Here is a 15,978-nt window from a genome sequence, read left to right on the forward strand (position 1 = left end):
GACGATGGCCTACAAGATCAACAAGAACCGCAAGGGCCACTATGCCTTCCTGCGCTCGGACGCCCCGTCGCCCGCCGTGCAGGAAATGGAGCGCCTGATGCGCCTGCATGACGACGTGATGCGCGTCCTGACCATCAAGGTCGACGGTCACGAAGAGGGCCCCTCGGTCCAGATGCAGAAGCGCGAAGAGCGTAGCGACCGTGGCGAACGCCGCGAGCGTCGCTGATCGCCCTCAGGAAAGGATAGCATAATGGCCACCAAACCGTTTTTCCGTCGCCGCAAGACCGACCCCTTCGAGGGCGAGAACGCGCCGAAGATCGACTACAAGGACACCCGTCTCCTGCAGCGTTACATTTCCGAGCGCGGCAAGATCGTGCCCTCGCGCATCACCGCCGTCGGCTCCAAGAACCAGCGCAAGCTCGCCCAGGCGATCAAGCGCGCCCGGTTCCTGGCGCTGCTGCCCTACGCCGTGAAATAAGGAGACCGGACATGGACGTGATCCTCCTGCAACGTGTGGCCAAGCTTGGCCAGATGGGCGAAATCGTGAAGGTCAAGGACGGCTACGCCCGTAACTTCCTTCTGCCCCAGGGCAAGGCGCTCCGCGCGAACGAGGCCAACAAGGCTCGTTTCGAGGACCAGAAGGCCCAGCTCGAGACCCAGAACCTCGAGTCCAAGAAGGACGCCGAGGCGATGGCCGAGAAGCTCGACGGACAGCAGTTCGTCGTGATCCGCTCGGCCTCCGACGGCGGCGCGCTCTACGGCTCGGTCACCACGCGTGACATCGCCGAATCCGCCACCGCCGAAGGCTTCAGCGTCGACCGCAAGCAGGTCGTCCTGCGCGGCCCGATCAAGGACCTCGGCATCCACGACGTCTCCGTCGTGCTGCACCCCGAGGTCGAGGCGACGATCGAGATCAACGTCGCCCGCTCGAACGAAGAAGCCGAGCTTCAGGCTTCGGGCAAGTCGATCCAGGACCTCGCCGCGGAAGAAGAAGCCGCAGCCGAGTTCGAGATCCAGGGCCTGTTCGACGACATCGGTGGCGCTGCCAACGACGACGACGGCTCCGAAGGCTGAGGCTTTCGACCCTTGGAACTGCAAAGAGGGGCCGCATCGCAAGATGCGGCCCCTTTCGCTTGGCATGGTACGATTTCGCGCTCTGGAAGATCGGCTGGCGCGGGCTATCTGGAGCGCCCGTGGGGGCGTTCGGCGACCCGCAAGACCGACAATCAGGACCGAGAAATGAGAGCGTTTTGAACGTAGCGACCAGCGATCAGATGCAGCAAGGTCCCGACCGGCTCAACGAGGCGATGCTGCTCGAGACGATCCGTCACGCGAGACTGCCACTGTGCATTACCGACCCGACCCTGCCCGACAATCCTATCGTTTTCGCCAACACGGCGTTTTGCGACCTGACCGGCTATACGGTCGAAGAGGTGGTGGGGCGCAACTGCCGGTTTTTGCAAGGGGCCGACACCACGCCCGAAAGCATCGCCCAGATCCGCCGCATCATCCATGAGCGCCGGGTCGATACGGTCGAGATCGTGAATTATCGCAAGGACGGCAGCACCTTTCTCAATGCGCTGCAACTCGGCCCCATCCTCGATGAGGACAGAGAGCCGATGCTGTATTTCGGCTCGCAGATCGACACCTCTACCCGGCGCGACGCCGAACGCGCCGCGAGGCAGCTTGCCGATCGCGAGCTGGGCCACCGGCTGCGCAACATCGTCAACGTCATGTCGGTGATGATCCGCATGTCGGCGCGCGAGGCGGCCGATATCCAGGCCCTGGCCCGGACGGTGGATGGCCGGCTCAAGACCCTGAGCGATGCGCATTTCCGCACCATCGAGCGGCCTGGCGAAAGTGCCGCGCATATGCGCGAGCTGCTGGCCCCGATCCTCAAGGCCTATGCGCCACGCGGCGAGGGTCAATTCACCTATGAAGGCCCCGACCCCAAGGTGCCCGCCAATCTCGTCTCGGCGCTGACGCTCACCGTGCACGAGCTGGCCACCAATGCGGTCAAGCACGGCGCGCTGGGTGACGAGGGCGGTCATGTCGCGATCGCCGTCTCCGAAGCCGACGGGCTGTCGCTGTGTTGGCAGGAGCGGGATGGCCCCGAGGTCGTGCCGCCCGAGCGCCGCAGCGGCTCGGGCATCATCCGCTCGCTGATTTCCAGCGTCGGCGGCACGCTCGACCTCGACTGGCGCCCCGAGGGGCTGGTGGCGACGCTGCGCTTCGGCGGCTAGAGCGGCGCGAGCCTCCGCTTGAGCACCTTGGCCGGGTTGCCGCCCACCGTGGCCCCTGCCGCCACGTCGCGCGTCACCACCGCGCCCGCGCCGATGATCGCGTCGTCGCCCACCGTGACGCCGGGCATCAGGAGCGCGCCGCCGCCGATCCACACATTCGCGCCGATGCGGATGGGCTGGCCGAATTCCAGCCCGTCCCGCCGCGCTTTTGCGCCGCGCGGGTGGTCGGGCGTCAGGATCTGCACCCCCGGCCCGATCTGTGTCAGATCGCCGATCGAGATCTCGACCACGTCGAGAAGCACACAGTTGAAGTTTAAGAACACGCCGTTGCCGAGCCGGATGTTCATGCCGTAGTCGCAATGAAACGGCGGCCGGATCACCGCCCCCTCGCCCACATGCGCCATGATCTCCGACAGCTTCGCGTGACGCTCGGCCGTCGGTGCGACCGACATCGCGTTGTATTCGGCCATCCATTCCTTGGCCCGCCAGGCAAGCGCCTGAAGCTCGGGGTCGCCCGCGCGGTAAAGCTCGCCCGCCAGCATCTTGTCCTTTTCGGATCGCATCTCACCCTCCTCGTTGCGGGGCGAGAACAGCACCCTACCCCGCGCGCGTCCAGCGGCTTTCCGTCGCGGCAGGGGGCGAAAGGTCATTCCCCCGTGACACGAAGCGGCTAACCTCGCGGCCATACGAGCGGGGGCGCGCGATCCCCGACACCATCAGGGAGACGATCATGACACTGATCCTGAACCGCCGCGGGTTTCTGGCCGGAGGCTCGGCCATGCTGGCATTGCACCCCTTTTCCGTGAAGGCCCAAGGGGGACAGGCGCATCTGCGCATCATGGAAACCACGGACATCCACGTCCACGTCTACCCCTACGACTATTATGCCGACAAGGAGATCGACACCGTCGGCCTCGCCCGCACCGCTTCGCTGATCGAGGACATCCGTTCGGAGGCCACCAACGCGGTGCTGTTCGACAACGGCGACTTCCTGCAGGGCAACCCGATGGGCGACTACATCGCCTATGAGCGCGGCATGCCCGAGGGCGCGATGCACCCGGTGATCGAGGCGATGAACAGCTTGGGCTTCGACGCCTCGACGCTGGGCAACCACGAGTTCAACTACGGGCTGGAGTTCCTGATGAACTCGGTCTCGGGCGCGGCCTTCCCGATCGTTTCGGCCAACGTCGTCAAGACCATGGGTGCCAGCCCGACCGAGGACGAGACCCTCGTGCCGCCCTACGTGATCCTCGACCGCGAGATCACCGACGGCGCGGGCGAGACCCACGCCATCCGCATCGGCGTCATCGGCTTCGTGCCGCCGCAGATCATGAACTGGGACCGCAAGCACCTCGAAGGCAAGGTCGAGGCGCGCGACATCGTCAACGCCGCCAAGGCCTACGTGCCGAAGATCCGCGAGGAAGGCGCCGACATCGTCATCGCGCTGTCGCACAGCGGCATCGGTGCCGCCGAGCACACCGAGGGGATGGAGAACGCCGCGATTCCGCTCGCGGGTGTCGAGGGCATCGACGTGATCCTCACCGGGCACAGCCACCTCGTCTTTCCCGGCCCCGATTACGAAGGCCGCGAGGGCGTCGACGTCGAGGCAGGCACGATCAACGGCAAGCCGGGCGTGATGGCGGGCTTCTGGGGCAGCCACATGGGCCTGATCGACCTGATGCTCGAGCGCGACGGCGACGGCTGGCGCGTGGGCGAGGCCGAGGTCGAGGCGCGCCCGATCTACGAGCGCGGCGAGGACCGCTCGATCACGGCACTGGTCGAAAGCGACGCGGCGGTGCTGGAGTCGGTCGCGCAGGAGCATCAGGAAACGCTCGACTACGTGCGCCGCGCCGTGGGCAAGACCGACGCGCCGCTGCACAGCTACTTCGCGCTGGTGGCCGACGATCCCTCGGTGCAGATCGTCTCGAACGCACAGACCTGGTACATCGAGCAGATGCTCAAGGGCACCGAGCACGAGGGGCTGCCGGTCCTCTCGGCGGCCGCGCCCTTCAAGGCAGGCGGCCGCGGCGGGCCGGAGTATTACACCGACGTGCCCACCGGCGACGTGGCGATCAAGAACGTGGCCGATCTCTATCTCTATCCCAACACCGTGCGCGCGGTGCGGGTGACCGGCGCTCAGGTCAAGGACTGGCTCGAGCGCTCGGCGGGCATGTTCAACCAGATCGAGCCGGGCAAGGAAGATCAGGTCCTCTTGAACGACGACTTCCCCTCCTACAACTTCGACGTGATCGACGGGGTCAGCTACCGCATCGACCTCAGCGCATCGGCGAAGTTCGACCGCGACGGCAATGTCGTGGCCGAGGGCGACCGGATCAAGGATCTGAGCTTTGACGGCCAGCCGATCGACCCCGATCAGGAGTTCATCATCGCCACCAACAACTACCGCGCCTCGGGCGGCGGGTCGTTCCCGGGGGCCGACGGCTCCACGGTGGTGTTCGAGGGGCCGGACACCAACCGCGACGTGATCGTGCGCTATATCGTCGAACAGGGCACGATCAGCCCCTCGGCGGATGCCAACTGGAGCTTCGTGCCGATGGACGGAACCACGGTGCTGTTCGACACCGGCCCGCGCGCGGCCGAATACATCAACGACGTGAAGGGCGTGCAGATCGCGCCCGCGGGCGACGGGCCGGACGGCTTCGCCCGCTTCGTGATCCGGCTCTAGGCGATCCGGGCCGGGGCACCCGCCCCGGCCCCACCGTCATCGCGCCTGCGCAACGCCCGTACAAAGGCCCGGACACGCGCCCTCCCTCCCTGGGTGCTGCTCGCGGTCAGGCACGGCCTCTCGGCCTCCCTCCCCAGGTGGTTTCTCGATCCGCCTAAGGGGGAACGCCGCGCGATTGTGCCGCGATTTCCTGCGACCGGAAGCCCCTTGCTCTACGTCAGGCCGCGGCCAGAAGCGCCCGCGCCTCATGCGCGCGCAGCGTTGGGCGGGCCGAGGGGCCCCAGGCGTCAGGCGCGCTGCGCAGACCCGGGCAGGTCTGGAGCAGCCGCGCGCGCGACGGGCCGTCGAGGCCGATGATGCCGCGCAATCCGGGCTGGAAGCTCTCGGTCGCGGCCCCTTCGGCGGTGACGATCTCATGCGCGTCGAACAGCAGGTGGATATAGGTGACCTCGCCACCCTCCTCGACCGACACGTCGTGCCCGTCGACCAGATGGCGCGCGGCGACCAGCACCTCGTCCTCGCCGAACAGGAGCTGCGCGCGGTAGCCTTCGAACAGCATCCGGTGCTGCGGCGAAACCCGCAGGTCGCGCTGCAACCCGTGCAGCACGCCCGGCCTGATCCGGATCGGTGCGCAATGGCCCGTGGCGGCGGTGCGACGGCTGCCCGCCCAGCGCAGCGGCTGCGGTCCATTATCGCGGGTCAGCACCAGATCGCCCACCGCCAGATCCTCGGCCCGGCGCGGCCCGAAGGGCGTGGCGATGCGGGTTCCGGCGGTAAAGCAGATCACCCGCTCCATCTGCGAGAACCGCAGCGTCGAGCCGTCATTCATCAGCACCGAGCCCGACAGCCCATCAGGGCCACTGATCATGCTGAGCGTCTCAAACTGCGAGGCGGAGCGCAGATCCAGCGTGTCGAACCCGTCTCCACCGGCAACGGTGGTGTCGCCGGCACCGGTCTCTCCGAGATCGTCGAAGAAGAAGGTGTCGTCGCCGGTCCCACCCATCGCCTCGTCGCCATGCGCGATATGGATCTCGTCGTTGCCAGCGCCGCCGTCGATCCGGTCGGCGCCCCGACCGCCGGTAAGCGTGTCGTTGCCCGCCCCGCCGGACAGCTCGTCGGCCCCGGCGCCGCCGATGATCTCGTCATCGCCGCCGCCGCCCGACAGTCCCGTGCCCGACCGGGTGGCCGAGGCGTCCATGCGGTCGGCCTGCGCGCTGCCCTCGACTGCCTCGATGCCGTCGAAGCTGGCGCTGTCGGTGCCAGACGCGAGATGGCCGGTCTCGCTGTCGGCAAAGGTCACGTCGACCCCGCCCGACAGCGCGCTCGCGTCGATGGTGTCACGATCGCCGTGATCGAGATCTTCGCCGCCATGGATGTCGTCGGTGCCGAACCCGTTGGTGAGCACGAAGCGATCACTGCCATGCCCACCATAGAGCCTGTCGTCGCCGCTCCCGCCCTTGATGGTGTCGCGGCCGGTGCCGCCATAGACAGTGTCATTGCCCGCCCCGGACGAAATCCGGTCGTTGCCGGCTCCGGCCATGATCACGTCGTCATCGCCACCCGGCGTGGTAACCGAGTCGCCGCCATCGACGCGGTCGCCGTCAGGATCGCCCTTGTAATCGGCGTTGATCACGTCGTCGCCCGCCGTGCCCTCGACCGTGCCGTCGGCGCTGGGGATGCCCATCGCGGCGAGGGCCGCGGGGCTCGACACCTCGGCCGGGGCGACGCCCACCAGCGTCAGCGTCTCGCCGCCCGGAAACTCCAGCCGCGCGTTGCCCGCGCCGTTGTCCACCACCGTTACATCGGCGGTGTTGATCTGGTAGCCGTCGGCATCGGTCATGCCCGTCACGTCGATCCGGTCGCCGCCCGAATAGCTGCCGTCATCTGCCCGGCGGGGGGCCTCGAAGCCGATGACCCGGTCGTCGCCCGAACCGTTGGCCAGCCGCAGCGTTTCGGTCCCGGCGCCGAGACGGATGTTCTCGATCTCGCTGTAGGTCCAGATGCCGGTGCCCGCGCTGTTCGTGATGGTGCCGCTCTCGGCGTCGGCGCCGGTGAGATCGAGGGTGTAGTCGCGCACCGGGCTCGAATGCGTGTCGCCATGGGCGAAGGTCCGCGTGGCACCGAGGTCGATGGTGTCGCCGTGCGTTTCGCCAGTTTCGCCGCCGACGATGGTGGCGTCATCGAAATCGGCGCTAGGCATGAAGGTGTCGTCGCCCGCGCCACCATAGGCCGCGTCGGTCGAAGCGATGCCGTCATCGGTCGCGCCGCCGACGACGAGCGCGTCGTCGCCTTCGCCGCCATGGAGCGTGTCGCTGCCGTTGCCCCCGATCAGTTTGTCATCACCCGCGCCACCAAAGATCGTGTCGTCGCCCGCGCGGCCATGGAGCAGGTCGTTGCCCGCACCGCCATAGAGCGAATCGTTGCCCGCGCCGCCATCGATGTGGTCCGCGCCGTCGCCGCCGGTCAGCGTGTCGTCCCCGGTGCCGCCGAACATCGAATTGTCGCCGCGTGTGCCCTCGATCGTGTCGTGGCCCGCGCCGCCATAGACGGTTTCGACGTCCTTGTCGTTCTCGTCAAAGCTGTCGTCGCCCGCGAACTGATCATAGGAGACCTCGCCCGCGTTCGCGTCTTCGATGCCGACGACGGTGAGATGGGTCCCCGGTGCGGGGGGGGGATCCTGAAAGACATAGAAGTCCTCGGAGGTGCCCTCCATCTCCAGCTCGTACATGGTGTACAAGTTCCCCGCATCGTCCTGCAGGGTATAGATTTCGTCGAGATAGATCGTGCCGGAGCCGGCATCGGTCGTGCCGCGCCGGATCGAAGTGGTCTGGCTGTGGTCGTCGCTGTGGCCTTCGTTGATGGTGTCGCCGGACATCCGGTCGTCGTCGTCCTCGACCCGAAAGCTGTGGGTGGTCGCGCCGGGGACGGTGAAGTCGTCGCCCATGCCGATGAACGAGGCTTCGGTGAGGTCGCTCTCGGTGAAGCCTGAGAAAAGATAGGTCGCCATGTGAGCCCCCGCCGCTGATCGTCAGAGACAGGAAACACCGACATTGGGGGGCTAGTGAGGCGAAGTCGGGCCAAAGCAAGGCCCGTTGTTTCCAAACCGCAGCGTCGTTCGCCGAATTTGTCGTATTCGCGCCCGATTATGCACCATATTTTCAGGGCCGCGCCGGAACGCGGCCCCATCTGATCATCCTGGTCCGTCAGACCGGCTGCGCCGCCCTGCGGGGCGCGGAGCCCGGATCGAACAGGCCGTAGCCCGCAACCTTGAGCAAACACAGCGCCGGGACGACGTAGGACAGCGTCGTCGATAGCAGCACGCTGATGCTGGTGCTCCCCCATGGCCACGTCCGGCTTGCACAGGCCATGGCTCGCGCCTTGTGTCGGGCGAGCCGAAGATCGGTCAATCGACGGCGCGGGCGGAGCAAGGCGCGTTAACGCCCCAGAGAGATTACGACCTGCAAAGCCATAGCGCTCTCTACGCGCCCAGATCCGCGCCACCTCATTGCCATTTGGGCAACGACCTCGCCGCAATTCTGTTCTTTATTAGACCATCGACGGCCTCGATAGTCGCCCCATGACGACAAGGAGCGACGAGCCCCATGGCCTACGTGATCGCGGAACCCTGCATCGATATCAAGGACGGCGCCTGCACCCTCGCCTGCCCGGCGGACTGCATCTACGAGGGCGGCCGGATGTTCTATATCCATCCGGGTGAGTGCATCAATTGCGGGCTGTGCCTGTCGATCTGTCCGGTCGATGCGATCCACTACGATCAGGACCTCTCCGAGGCGGACCGGCCCTTCGAGGCGGTGAACCGAGAGTTCTTCGGCGCGGAGGTTTCCGGCCTCGGCGATCCCGGCGGCTGGGACAAGTCGGTCTCGGTCGAGGCCGACCACCCGCGCGTCGCCGCCCATCCCAAATCCGAACGCCAGATTGCCTGAGGTGCAGATGACCCACAGACCACGCGGCGTCATCGCCGCGATACCCACCGCTCTGACCAAAGACCTGCGCCCCGACCCGGCCCCGATGCTGCGCCACGCGCGCTGGCTGCTCGCCAATGGCTGCGACGGGCTGAACCTTCTGGGCACCACGGGCGAGGCCAGTTCGCTGCCCGCCGAGGGGCGGATGGCGCTGATGACCGCCATGGCCGCCGAGATCCCGCCCGTGCGGATGATGGTGGGCACCGGCTGCCCGGACCTCGCCACGACCGCGACGCTGACCCGGCACGCGGCGGATCTGGGCTTTGCCGGGGCGCTGGTGCTGCCGCCCTACTACTACAAGGGCGTCGACGAGACCGGGATTCATGCCTTTTTCGAGGGGCTGATCGAGGCGACGGCGGATCGGCCGATCCCGATCTATCTCTACAACTTCCCGCAGATGACCGGGCTGCGCTTCGAGCCGGATGTCGCGGCATGGCTCAAGGCGGGCTATCCCGACCGGATCGCCGGGGCCAAGGACAGCTCGGGCGATCTCGACTATGCAATTGAGCTGGCCCGGATCGCGGGCTTTGATGTGTTCCCAAGCGACGAGGCGGCGCTGGCGCAGGCGCCCGCGCGCGGCTTTGCGGGCTGCATTTCGGCGACCGTCAACCTCACCGCGCCGCTGGCGCAGCGGCTCTGGCAAGACCCCGGAGATGGCGCGCTCGCCGAGGAACTGTCCCGCCGCCGCCGGGCCATCGCCGCGACGCCGCTGATCCCGAGCGTCAAGGCGCTGGTGGCGCGGCTGCACGACCTGCCGGGATATGCCCGCGTGGCACCGCCGCTGTCCCCGCTCACGACATCCCAGACGCTGGCGCTCCCTGCGTCCTCCGTGCTCGTCGCCGAACCGGCCTGAGCGCCCCCTTATCAAACGAACAGGACCGACCAGATGAAGATGAACGACCTCACCAAGCAGCACCGCAACCTGATTGCCGGCGAATGGGTCGAAGGGGCCTCGATCAACGAGAACCGCAGCCCCGCCAACACCGACGAGATCGTCGGCCTCTATGCCCGCGCCTCGAAGGACGACGCCAAGCGCGCCATCGCGGCCGCCCGCGCCGCCTTTCCGGCTTGGAGCCGCTCCGGCCCGCAGCAGCGTCACGACCTGCTGAAGAAGGTGTCCGACACCATCGCGGCGCGCGTGGATGAACTGGGCGAGCTTCTGGCCCGCGAGGAGGGCAAGACATTCGCCGAGGCCAAGGGCGAGGTGATGCGCGCAAGCCAGGTGTTCGGCTTCTTCGCCGGAGAGACGCTGCGCCAGACCGGCGACGCGGTCGACAGCGTGCGCCCCGGCGTCGAGGTGATGGTGCAGCGCGAGGCGCTGGGCGTCATCGGGCTGATCACACCGTGGAACTTCCCCATCGCCATCCCGGCGTGGAAGATCGCCCCGGCGCTGGCCTATGGCAACTGCGTGGTCCTGAAGCCCGCCGATCTGACGCCGGGCTGCGCCTGGGCGCTGACCGAGATCCTGCACGAGGCGGGCGTGCCCGAGGGCGTGTTCAACCTCGTCATGGGGCGCGGCTCCGAGGTCGGGGCCGAGTTCCTCGACAACGCGGAGATCGACGCGGTGAGCTTTACCGGCTCGGTCGAGACCGGGCGCATGGTCGCGGAGAAATGCGTGGCGCAGATGAAGAAGGTGCAGCTCGAGATGGGCGGCAAGAACCCCCTCGTGGTGCTCGACGACGCCGATCTCGACACGGCGGTCAACTGCGCGCTCAACGGCGCCTTCTTCTCGACCGGCCAGCGCTGCACTGCCTCGTCGCGGCTGATCGTGACGACGGGCATCCACGACCGTTTCGTCGAAGCGCTGACCGAGAAGCTGCGCGCGCTCAAGGTCGGCGACCCGATGGACGGCGCGGTGCATATCGGCCCGGTGGTCGATGAGAACCAGCTCGAGCAGAACAAGCGCTACGTGAAGATCGGCCAGGAGGAAGGCGCGACGCTGGTCTACGGCGGCGAGGTGATCGAGGGCGCGACGCCCGGCCACTTCATGACGCCGGCGCTGTTCACCGGCACCACCAACGAGATGCGGATCAACCGCGAGGAAATCTTCGGCCCCGTCGCCACCGTTATCAAGGTCGCCGATTACGACGAGGCGCTGCGCGTGGCCAACGACACGGACTTCGGCCTTTCCGCCGGGATCTGCACCACCAGCCTTGGCCGCGCCGCGCATTTCCGCCGCAACGCCGAAGCCGGCATGGTGATGGTCAACCTGCCGACGGCGGGCGTCGATTACCACACCCCCTTTGGCGGGCGCAAAGGATCGAGCTATGGGCCCCGCGAACAGGGGCAGTACGCGCGCGAATTCTACACCACGGTCAAGACCACCTACATTCAAGCCTGACCCCCAAGACGCCGCCCCCTCCTCCCGGTGGCTCACTGCGCGCGCCCGCTCCCACACGGCGCGCGCTTTTTCGCGCCTCCGCCCCCTGCCCGATTCCGTGATATGCTGGGGACACCATCATGGCGTTCATGCTCCCGAGAGGCGACACAAGGAGGGCTGAGACATGATCATGCGGATCTTTCAGGTGGTCACACGGCCGGGCAAGGAGGCCGCGTTCGAGCGGTTCTTCAGGGACACGGCGATCCCCTTGATGAAGGCCACCGATGGCCTCGTGCAGGTGCTGCCCGGTGCGTCCCGGTCGGAGAGTCCGCGCGAATTCAGCTTCGTGATGATCTGGCGCGATCTCGATGCGCTCAAGGCCTTCGCGGGCGAGGATTACGCGGAGCCGCACATCGACCCAGCCGAGGCCGAGCTGGTCGAGCAGCGCAGCATCCGGCACTACGATCTGGTCGAGGCGTGACGCTCAGGCGCGCTCCAACTCGTTGAACTTGCGCATCCACGGCGCGTCGCGCAGCTCCTCCAGCCCTTCGCTGAGTTGCGCGACCAGCGCCTCGGCGGCCTGCGTCAGCTTGCGGCGGCGCGGCACGAGGAGGCCCAGTTCCAGCCCGCCCAGACGCGTGCCTTCGAGCGGCACCGCGACGATGCTGCCCTCGGACAGCTCGCGCACCATGCCGAGCGGCGTGTAAAAGGCGACGCCGTCGCCTTCGAGAATCAACGGTTTCAGCATCATCAGGTTGTTGGAGGCGGCAAGCACCCGGCCCGTGCGGTTGAGCACCGACAGCTCCATCTCGATCAGCGAGCGGATCGGCGCGGTGTCGAGCTGCAAGAGCAGGTTGTAGGCGGCGCAGTCGGCCAGCGTGACCGAGGCGCGCTCGGCCAGCGGGTGGTCCTTGGAAACCATCGCCATCAGCGGCATCGGGATCGGCGAGATGAATTCGGTGTCCTCGGGCCGCGCGAGGCTGAAGGTGATGCCGAGGTCGGCCTCACCCTCGGCGACCATGGTGGCCACCGTGCCATGCGCCCCGGTGCGGACCCGGAAATCGACCTTGGGATGGGCCTTGTGATAGCGGCTCACCTGCTCGGGCAGAAAACTCACCAGCAGGCTGTCGAGCGAAGCGATCGAAACGGTGCCGGTCTTTTCACCGCGCAGCGCGCCCAGCTCGCCCTTCAGCACCTCGAAATCGTTGAGCGTGCGGTCGGCATGGGCCAGCAACGTCTTGCCCGCCTGCGTGAGGCGCAAGCCGCCCGGTAGCCGCTCGAACAGCGGCGTGCCAAGCTCGTCCTCGACCTTCTGGATCTGCCGGCTGATCGCGGATGAGGCGACATGCAGTTGTTCAGAGGCCGCGCGGATCGATCCCGCGCGGGCCACCACCGTGAAATAGCGCAGGAAGGCTGCGTGCATGTCGTCTCTCCGGTCAGGCGCCTTGCCAGACCGGCGCGCGCTTTTCGAGGAAGGCGCGAACGCCCTCGTCAGCATCCGCGCTTTTGAGCGCTTTCACAACCGCGGGCAGTTTCATCGCCTGCGCCTCCGACGGGCTCAGATGGCCCGTGCGGTTCACCACCTGCTTGATCGCGCGCAACGACAGCGGTGCCGAGGCCGCGATATCCTCGATCCAGCGCTCGGTCACTGCGTCGAGCTCATTCGCGCCCGCCACCTCGTTGACGAGGCCGAAGCGCTCCATCGTGGCCGCGTCGATGCGCCGCCCGCCCAGCATCACCCCCATGGCGAGGTTGTGCGGGATCTTGCGCTGCAGCATCACCATGCCACCATCAAGCGGCATCCGCCCCACCCGCGCCTCGGGCAGGCCGAACTTCGCGGTCTCGGCGGCCACGAGGATATCGGCGCCCAGCACCATCTCGAAGCCGCCGCCCAGCGCGTAGCCGTTCACCCGCGCGATCAGTGGCACGTCGAGCGTGCGGCGAAACGAGATGCCGCCAAAGCCGTTGGGGCGCGGCGCGGCCCAATACTCCAACCCTGAGAGCGACGAGTCCTTCATGTCGGCGCCGACGGAGAAGGCCTTCTCCCCGGCCCCGGTGAGGACCGCGACGGAGATGTCGTCGCGCTCCTCGATGTCGCACCAGATCCGCTCCAGCGCCGCTTCGGTCTTCTGGTCGACCGCGTTCATCACCTCGGGCCGGTCGATGGTGACCCGGGCGACGCGGTCGCGGACTTCGTAATGGACCGTCATGCAACCTGCGCCTTCTTCGGGGCGAGCCCGGACAGGATCTCACCATTGTGCTCACCAAGCTGCGGCGGGGCTTGGCGCACCGTGAGCGGCGCGGCCGACATGTCGATCGGGCTGCCGACGAGGCGGATCTTGCCCGCCGGCGTCTCGCCCGCCTCGATCACCATGTTGTTCACGATCGTCTGCTCGTCATCGAGCGCCTCGGCCAGGGTGCGGACCGGGGCGCAGAGGATGTCGACCTCCTCCAGCCGCTGCAGCCAGTGCTCGCGGCTGTTTTTCGCAAATTCGCGCTTGAAGATCGCCTGCAGCTCGGCGCGATGCGCGGCCTGCGCATCGAAGTCGCGGAAGCGGTCCTCCTTCGACAGGTCCTCGATCCCGATCGCGGTGCAGATGTCGCGCAGCGGGTTTTCCTTGAACGCGCCGACCATGACGAAGGGCTCGGTCGTGGTTTCGAACACGCCGGTGAGCGGGAACGCCCCCCAGTTCAGGTCGCGGCCTCGCATCATGTGCGCCGCCGCTTCCTGCATCTGCATCGCCAGCATCGACGAGTAGAGGCTCACCGCCACCTGCTGGCCCTCGCCGGTCTTCTGGCGCTGCAGGATCGCCAGCAGCACGCCTTGGACCAGATGCATGCCGGCGGTGTAGTCGCACAGCGCGGTCGAGAAGATCGCGCGCGGCAGCTCGGGGTCCGAGCGGCGCTCCATCACGCCGCTCATCGCCTGGGCGAGGATGTCCTGCCCGCCCTTGTGCTTGTTGGGGCCCTCAAGCCCGAAGCCGGTGCCCACGGCGAAGATGATGCCGGGGTTGCGCTTCTTGAGGTCGGCGTAGCCCATCCCCATCCGCTCCATCACGCCGGGGCGGAAGTTGTTGACCACGACGTCGGCGGTGTCGATCAGCTCGAGCACCTGAGCGCGGGCCTCCTCGGATTTGAGGTTGAGCGCGAGGCTCTTCTTGTTGCGATTGAGCGAGCAGAAGATCGGGTTGTTGAGCCCGTCCGGGTCGGCGCCCAGCGACCAGCGCGACAGGTCGCCGATCTTCTCCTTTTCGACCTTGATCACCTCGGCGCCGTAATCGGCGAGCACCTGGGTGCAAGAGGGTCCGAGCATCACTTGGGTGAAATCGATCACCTTGATGCCGTCCAGGGGGAGCGGTTGGGTCATTATTCTGCGGCCTCCATGACGAGGGCGTTGGACGAGGGTACGTCGCCGGGATCGGCACCCTGCGCGCGCATCTGTTTCTGGATCGCGGAGACGTCGGCCTCGCGCACGGTGACACCGGCGTTGAGCGCGACGGTCGCGGCGACGCCCACGGCTTCGCCTTGCGCCATGCAGGGCGGGATCTCGCGGCTCTTTTTCTGGGCCTGCGGGGTGCAGGAGTAGTGGCGACCAGCCACCAGCAGGTTGTCGACCTCCTTGGGCACCAGCGCGCCGTAGGGGGTGTAGTAATCGCGGCCCCGGCAGACGGTGTCGGCAAAGTGGCGGCGCTTCATGACATCGTCCTTGGTGACGACGTATTCGCCTTCGAGCAGCCGCGTGGTGCGCACGCCGGTCTGCGGTGCGAAATCGACGACATGCGCTTTCTCGAAGCCCGGCAGGTTCTCACGGGCGAAGGTCATGAGCTTTTCCATCCGCTTGCGGCCCTCGAACTCGGCCCCGGTGAGCCCCTCGACCGTCAGTCCGCTGTATTGCGGCATGTGCGGGCAGTTGAGCCAGATCACGCCCGGCAGCGGCGTCTTCAGCCACCAGTAGTTCCAGCAGCCGCCGATGATCCGCTTGGCCTCGTGGTCGAGGCGCTGGAACTCCTCGGGGTTGGCATATTGCCAGGCCTCGGCCTTGTCGGTATCGACATTGCCCCAGCGCGAGACGGTGGTGACGATGAAGCTTGCCTCCTGGAACTTGGCGCCAGCAGAGGCCGCCACGTCGAGATCGCCCGAGGCGTCGATGATGACGTCGCCCATGATCGCCTGACGGCCCTGCTTGGTCTCGCAGATCACGCCCTTGGCAACGCCGTCTTCGACGATGGTCTCGGAGAACCAGCTGTGCAGGCGCAGCTTGACCTTGGCGTCCTCCATCAGGTCGTAGGAGACCTTCTTGTAGCCGTCGGGATCGAAGGCGGCGGCAAAGCAGACCGGGTGCGGCATCGACTGGGTGTGGAAGTCGAACATCCCCCAGCGCGAATACTTCTTCCAGTTCTCCTGCGTCTCGCGGCGGCCGGGCATCCGGTCCTCCTCGGGCGGCGTGTGGCACAGCCCGATGGCGCGCATCCGCTCGATCATCTCCATGCAGATGCCGGTCACCGTGATCTCGGTGTCGTTGTGCATGTCGTCGAGCAGCAGCACCATGCCGCCTGCGGCGAGGCCGCCCAGATAGGGGTAGCGTTCGAGCAGCGTGACGGAGGCCCCGTTGCGGGCGGCGGAGACGGCGGCCGAGATCCCGGCGGGGCCGCCGCCGACCACGACGACGTCGGAGCGGTCGACCACGGGCACGTCGCGCAGACTCTCCCTAACGGTTTTGTTCAACATTTTGATTCTCCTAAATAT

Annotated in this window: 15 protein-coding genes; 9 read left to right on the plus strand and 6 right to left on the minus strand. The window is 67.1% G+C overall.

From position 1 onward, the window contains the following. The 4 genes from AADJ02_RS16110 to AADJ02_RS16125 form a co-directional block, all read left to right on the plus strand. Window positions 1-226: 30S ribosomal protein S6 (locus AADJ02_RS16110; protein WP_341214028.1), on the plus strand; the 226-nt coding region annotated here is incomplete at its 5' end. Between the two features lie 24 nt (window positions 227-250). Further along, the gene (rpsR, locus tag AADJ02_RS16115) at window positions 251-478 is read left to right on the plus strand and encodes a 30S ribosomal protein S18 (RefSeq protein ID WP_017929480.1); all 228 of its coding nucleotides are present in this window, start codon (window positions 251-253) and stop codon (window positions 476-478) included. An 11-nt stretch (window positions 479-489) separates the two neighbouring features. Continuing rightward, a complete protein-coding gene (gene rplI / locus AADJ02_RS16120; protein WP_341214029.1) occupies window positions 490-1,074 on the plus strand; it encodes a 50S ribosomal protein L9 in 585 nt (194 codons plus the stop codon). Between the two features lie 200 nt (window positions 1,075-1,274). Then, window positions 1,275-2,243, plus strand: coding sequence for a PAS domain-containing protein (locus AADJ02_RS16125; protein ID WP_341214030.1), 969 nt, complete (start codon window positions 1,275-1,277; stop codon window positions 2,241-2,243). Here AADJ02_RS16125 and AADJ02_RS16130 read toward each other — a convergent pair. Further along, a complete protein-coding gene (locus AADJ02_RS16130; RefSeq protein ID WP_341214031.1) occupies window positions 2,240-2,806 on the minus strand; it encodes a sugar O-acetyltransferase in 567 nt (188 codons plus the stop codon). The genes AADJ02_RS16125 and AADJ02_RS16130 overlap by 4 nt on opposite strands. Before the next feature lie 167 nt (window positions 2,807-2,973). Here AADJ02_RS16130 and AADJ02_RS16135 point away from each other — a divergent pair, with 167 nt between their 5' ends. Then, entirely contained in the window at window positions 2,974-4,929 is a 1,956-nt protein-coding gene (locus AADJ02_RS16135) for a bifunctional 2',3'-cyclic-nucleotide 2'-phosphodiesterase/3'-nucleotidase (protein WP_341214032.1), read from the plus strand. A 217-nt stretch (window positions 4,930-5,146) separates the two neighbouring features. Here AADJ02_RS16135 and AADJ02_RS16140 read toward each other — a convergent pair whose 3' ends face one another. Beyond that, entirely contained in the window at window positions 5,147-7,936 is a 2,790-nt protein-coding gene (locus AADJ02_RS16140; protein ID WP_341214033.1) for a Hint domain-containing protein, read from the minus strand. Between the two features lie 595 nt (window positions 7,937-8,531). Here AADJ02_RS16140 and fdxA point away from each other — a divergent pair. The 4 genes from fdxA to AADJ02_RS16160 all read left to right on the plus strand — a co-directional run bounded on the left by fdxA (window position 8,532) and on the right by AADJ02_RS16160 (window position 11,713). Further along, complete coding sequence (gene fdxA, locus AADJ02_RS16145; protein ID WP_341214034.1) at window positions 8,532-8,873, plus strand: ferredoxin; 342 nt, start codon at window positions 8,532-8,534, stop codon at window positions 8,871-8,873. Window positions 8,874-8,880: 7 nt separating this feature from the next. Beyond that, on the plus strand, window positions 8,881-9,765 hold the full coding sequence (locus AADJ02_RS16150) for a dihydrodipicolinate synthase family protein (protein WP_341214035.1): 885 nt from the start codon (window positions 8,881-8,883) through the stop codon (window positions 9,763-9,765). A 33-nt stretch (window positions 9,766-9,798) separates the two neighbouring features. Continuing rightward, on the plus strand, window positions 9,799-11,253 hold the full coding sequence (locus AADJ02_RS16155; protein WP_341214036.1) for an aldehyde dehydrogenase family protein: 1,455 nt from the start codon (window positions 9,799-9,801) through the stop codon (window positions 11,251-11,253). A 163-nt stretch (window positions 11,254-11,416) separates the two neighbouring features. Next, entirely contained in the window at window positions 11,417-11,713 is a 297-nt protein-coding gene (locus tag AADJ02_RS16160; protein WP_341214037.1) for an antibiotic biosynthesis monooxygenase, read from the plus strand. Window positions 11,714-11,716: 3 nt separating this feature from the next. On the opposite strand, the gene AADJ02_RS16165 is transcribed toward AADJ02_RS16160, so the two are convergent. From AADJ02_RS16165 to AADJ02_RS16180, 4 genes are read right to left on the minus strand one after another with little or no spacing between them, the layout of a single operon-like run. Beyond that, window positions 11,717-12,655, minus strand: a complete 939-nt coding sequence (locus AADJ02_RS16165) for a LysR family transcriptional regulator (RefSeq protein ID WP_341214038.1) — start codon at window positions 12,653-12,655, stop codon at window positions 11,717-11,719. Between the two features lie 13 nt (window positions 12,656-12,668). Further along, window positions 12,669-13,442 carry an enoyl-CoA hydratase-related protein gene (locus AADJ02_RS16170; RefSeq protein ID WP_341214039.1) on the minus strand — a complete coding sequence of 258 codons (774 nt, stop codon included), beginning with the start codon at window positions 13,440-13,442 and terminating at the stop codon, window positions 12,669-12,671. Continuing rightward, window positions 13,439-14,599, minus strand: coding sequence for a CoA transferase (locus AADJ02_RS16175; protein WP_341214040.1), 1,161 nt, complete (start codon window positions 14,597-14,599; stop codon window positions 13,439-13,441). The genes AADJ02_RS16170 and AADJ02_RS16175 overlap by 4 nt, the downstream gene beginning before the upstream one ends. Beyond that, on the minus strand, window positions 14,599-15,960 hold the full coding sequence (locus tag AADJ02_RS16180) for an FAD-dependent oxidoreductase (RefSeq protein WP_341214041.1): 1,362 nt from the start codon (window positions 15,958-15,960) through the stop codon (window positions 14,599-14,601). The genes AADJ02_RS16175 and AADJ02_RS16180 overlap by 1 nt, the downstream gene beginning before the upstream one ends. Between the last annotated feature and the right edge of the window lie 18 nt (window positions 15,961-15,978).

This window comes from uncultured Limimaricola sp., assembly GCF_964022235.1.
In the GTDB taxonomy this organism is placed as follows: domain Bacteria; phylum Pseudomonadota; class Alphaproteobacteria; order Rhodobacterales; family Rhodobacteraceae; genus Limimaricola.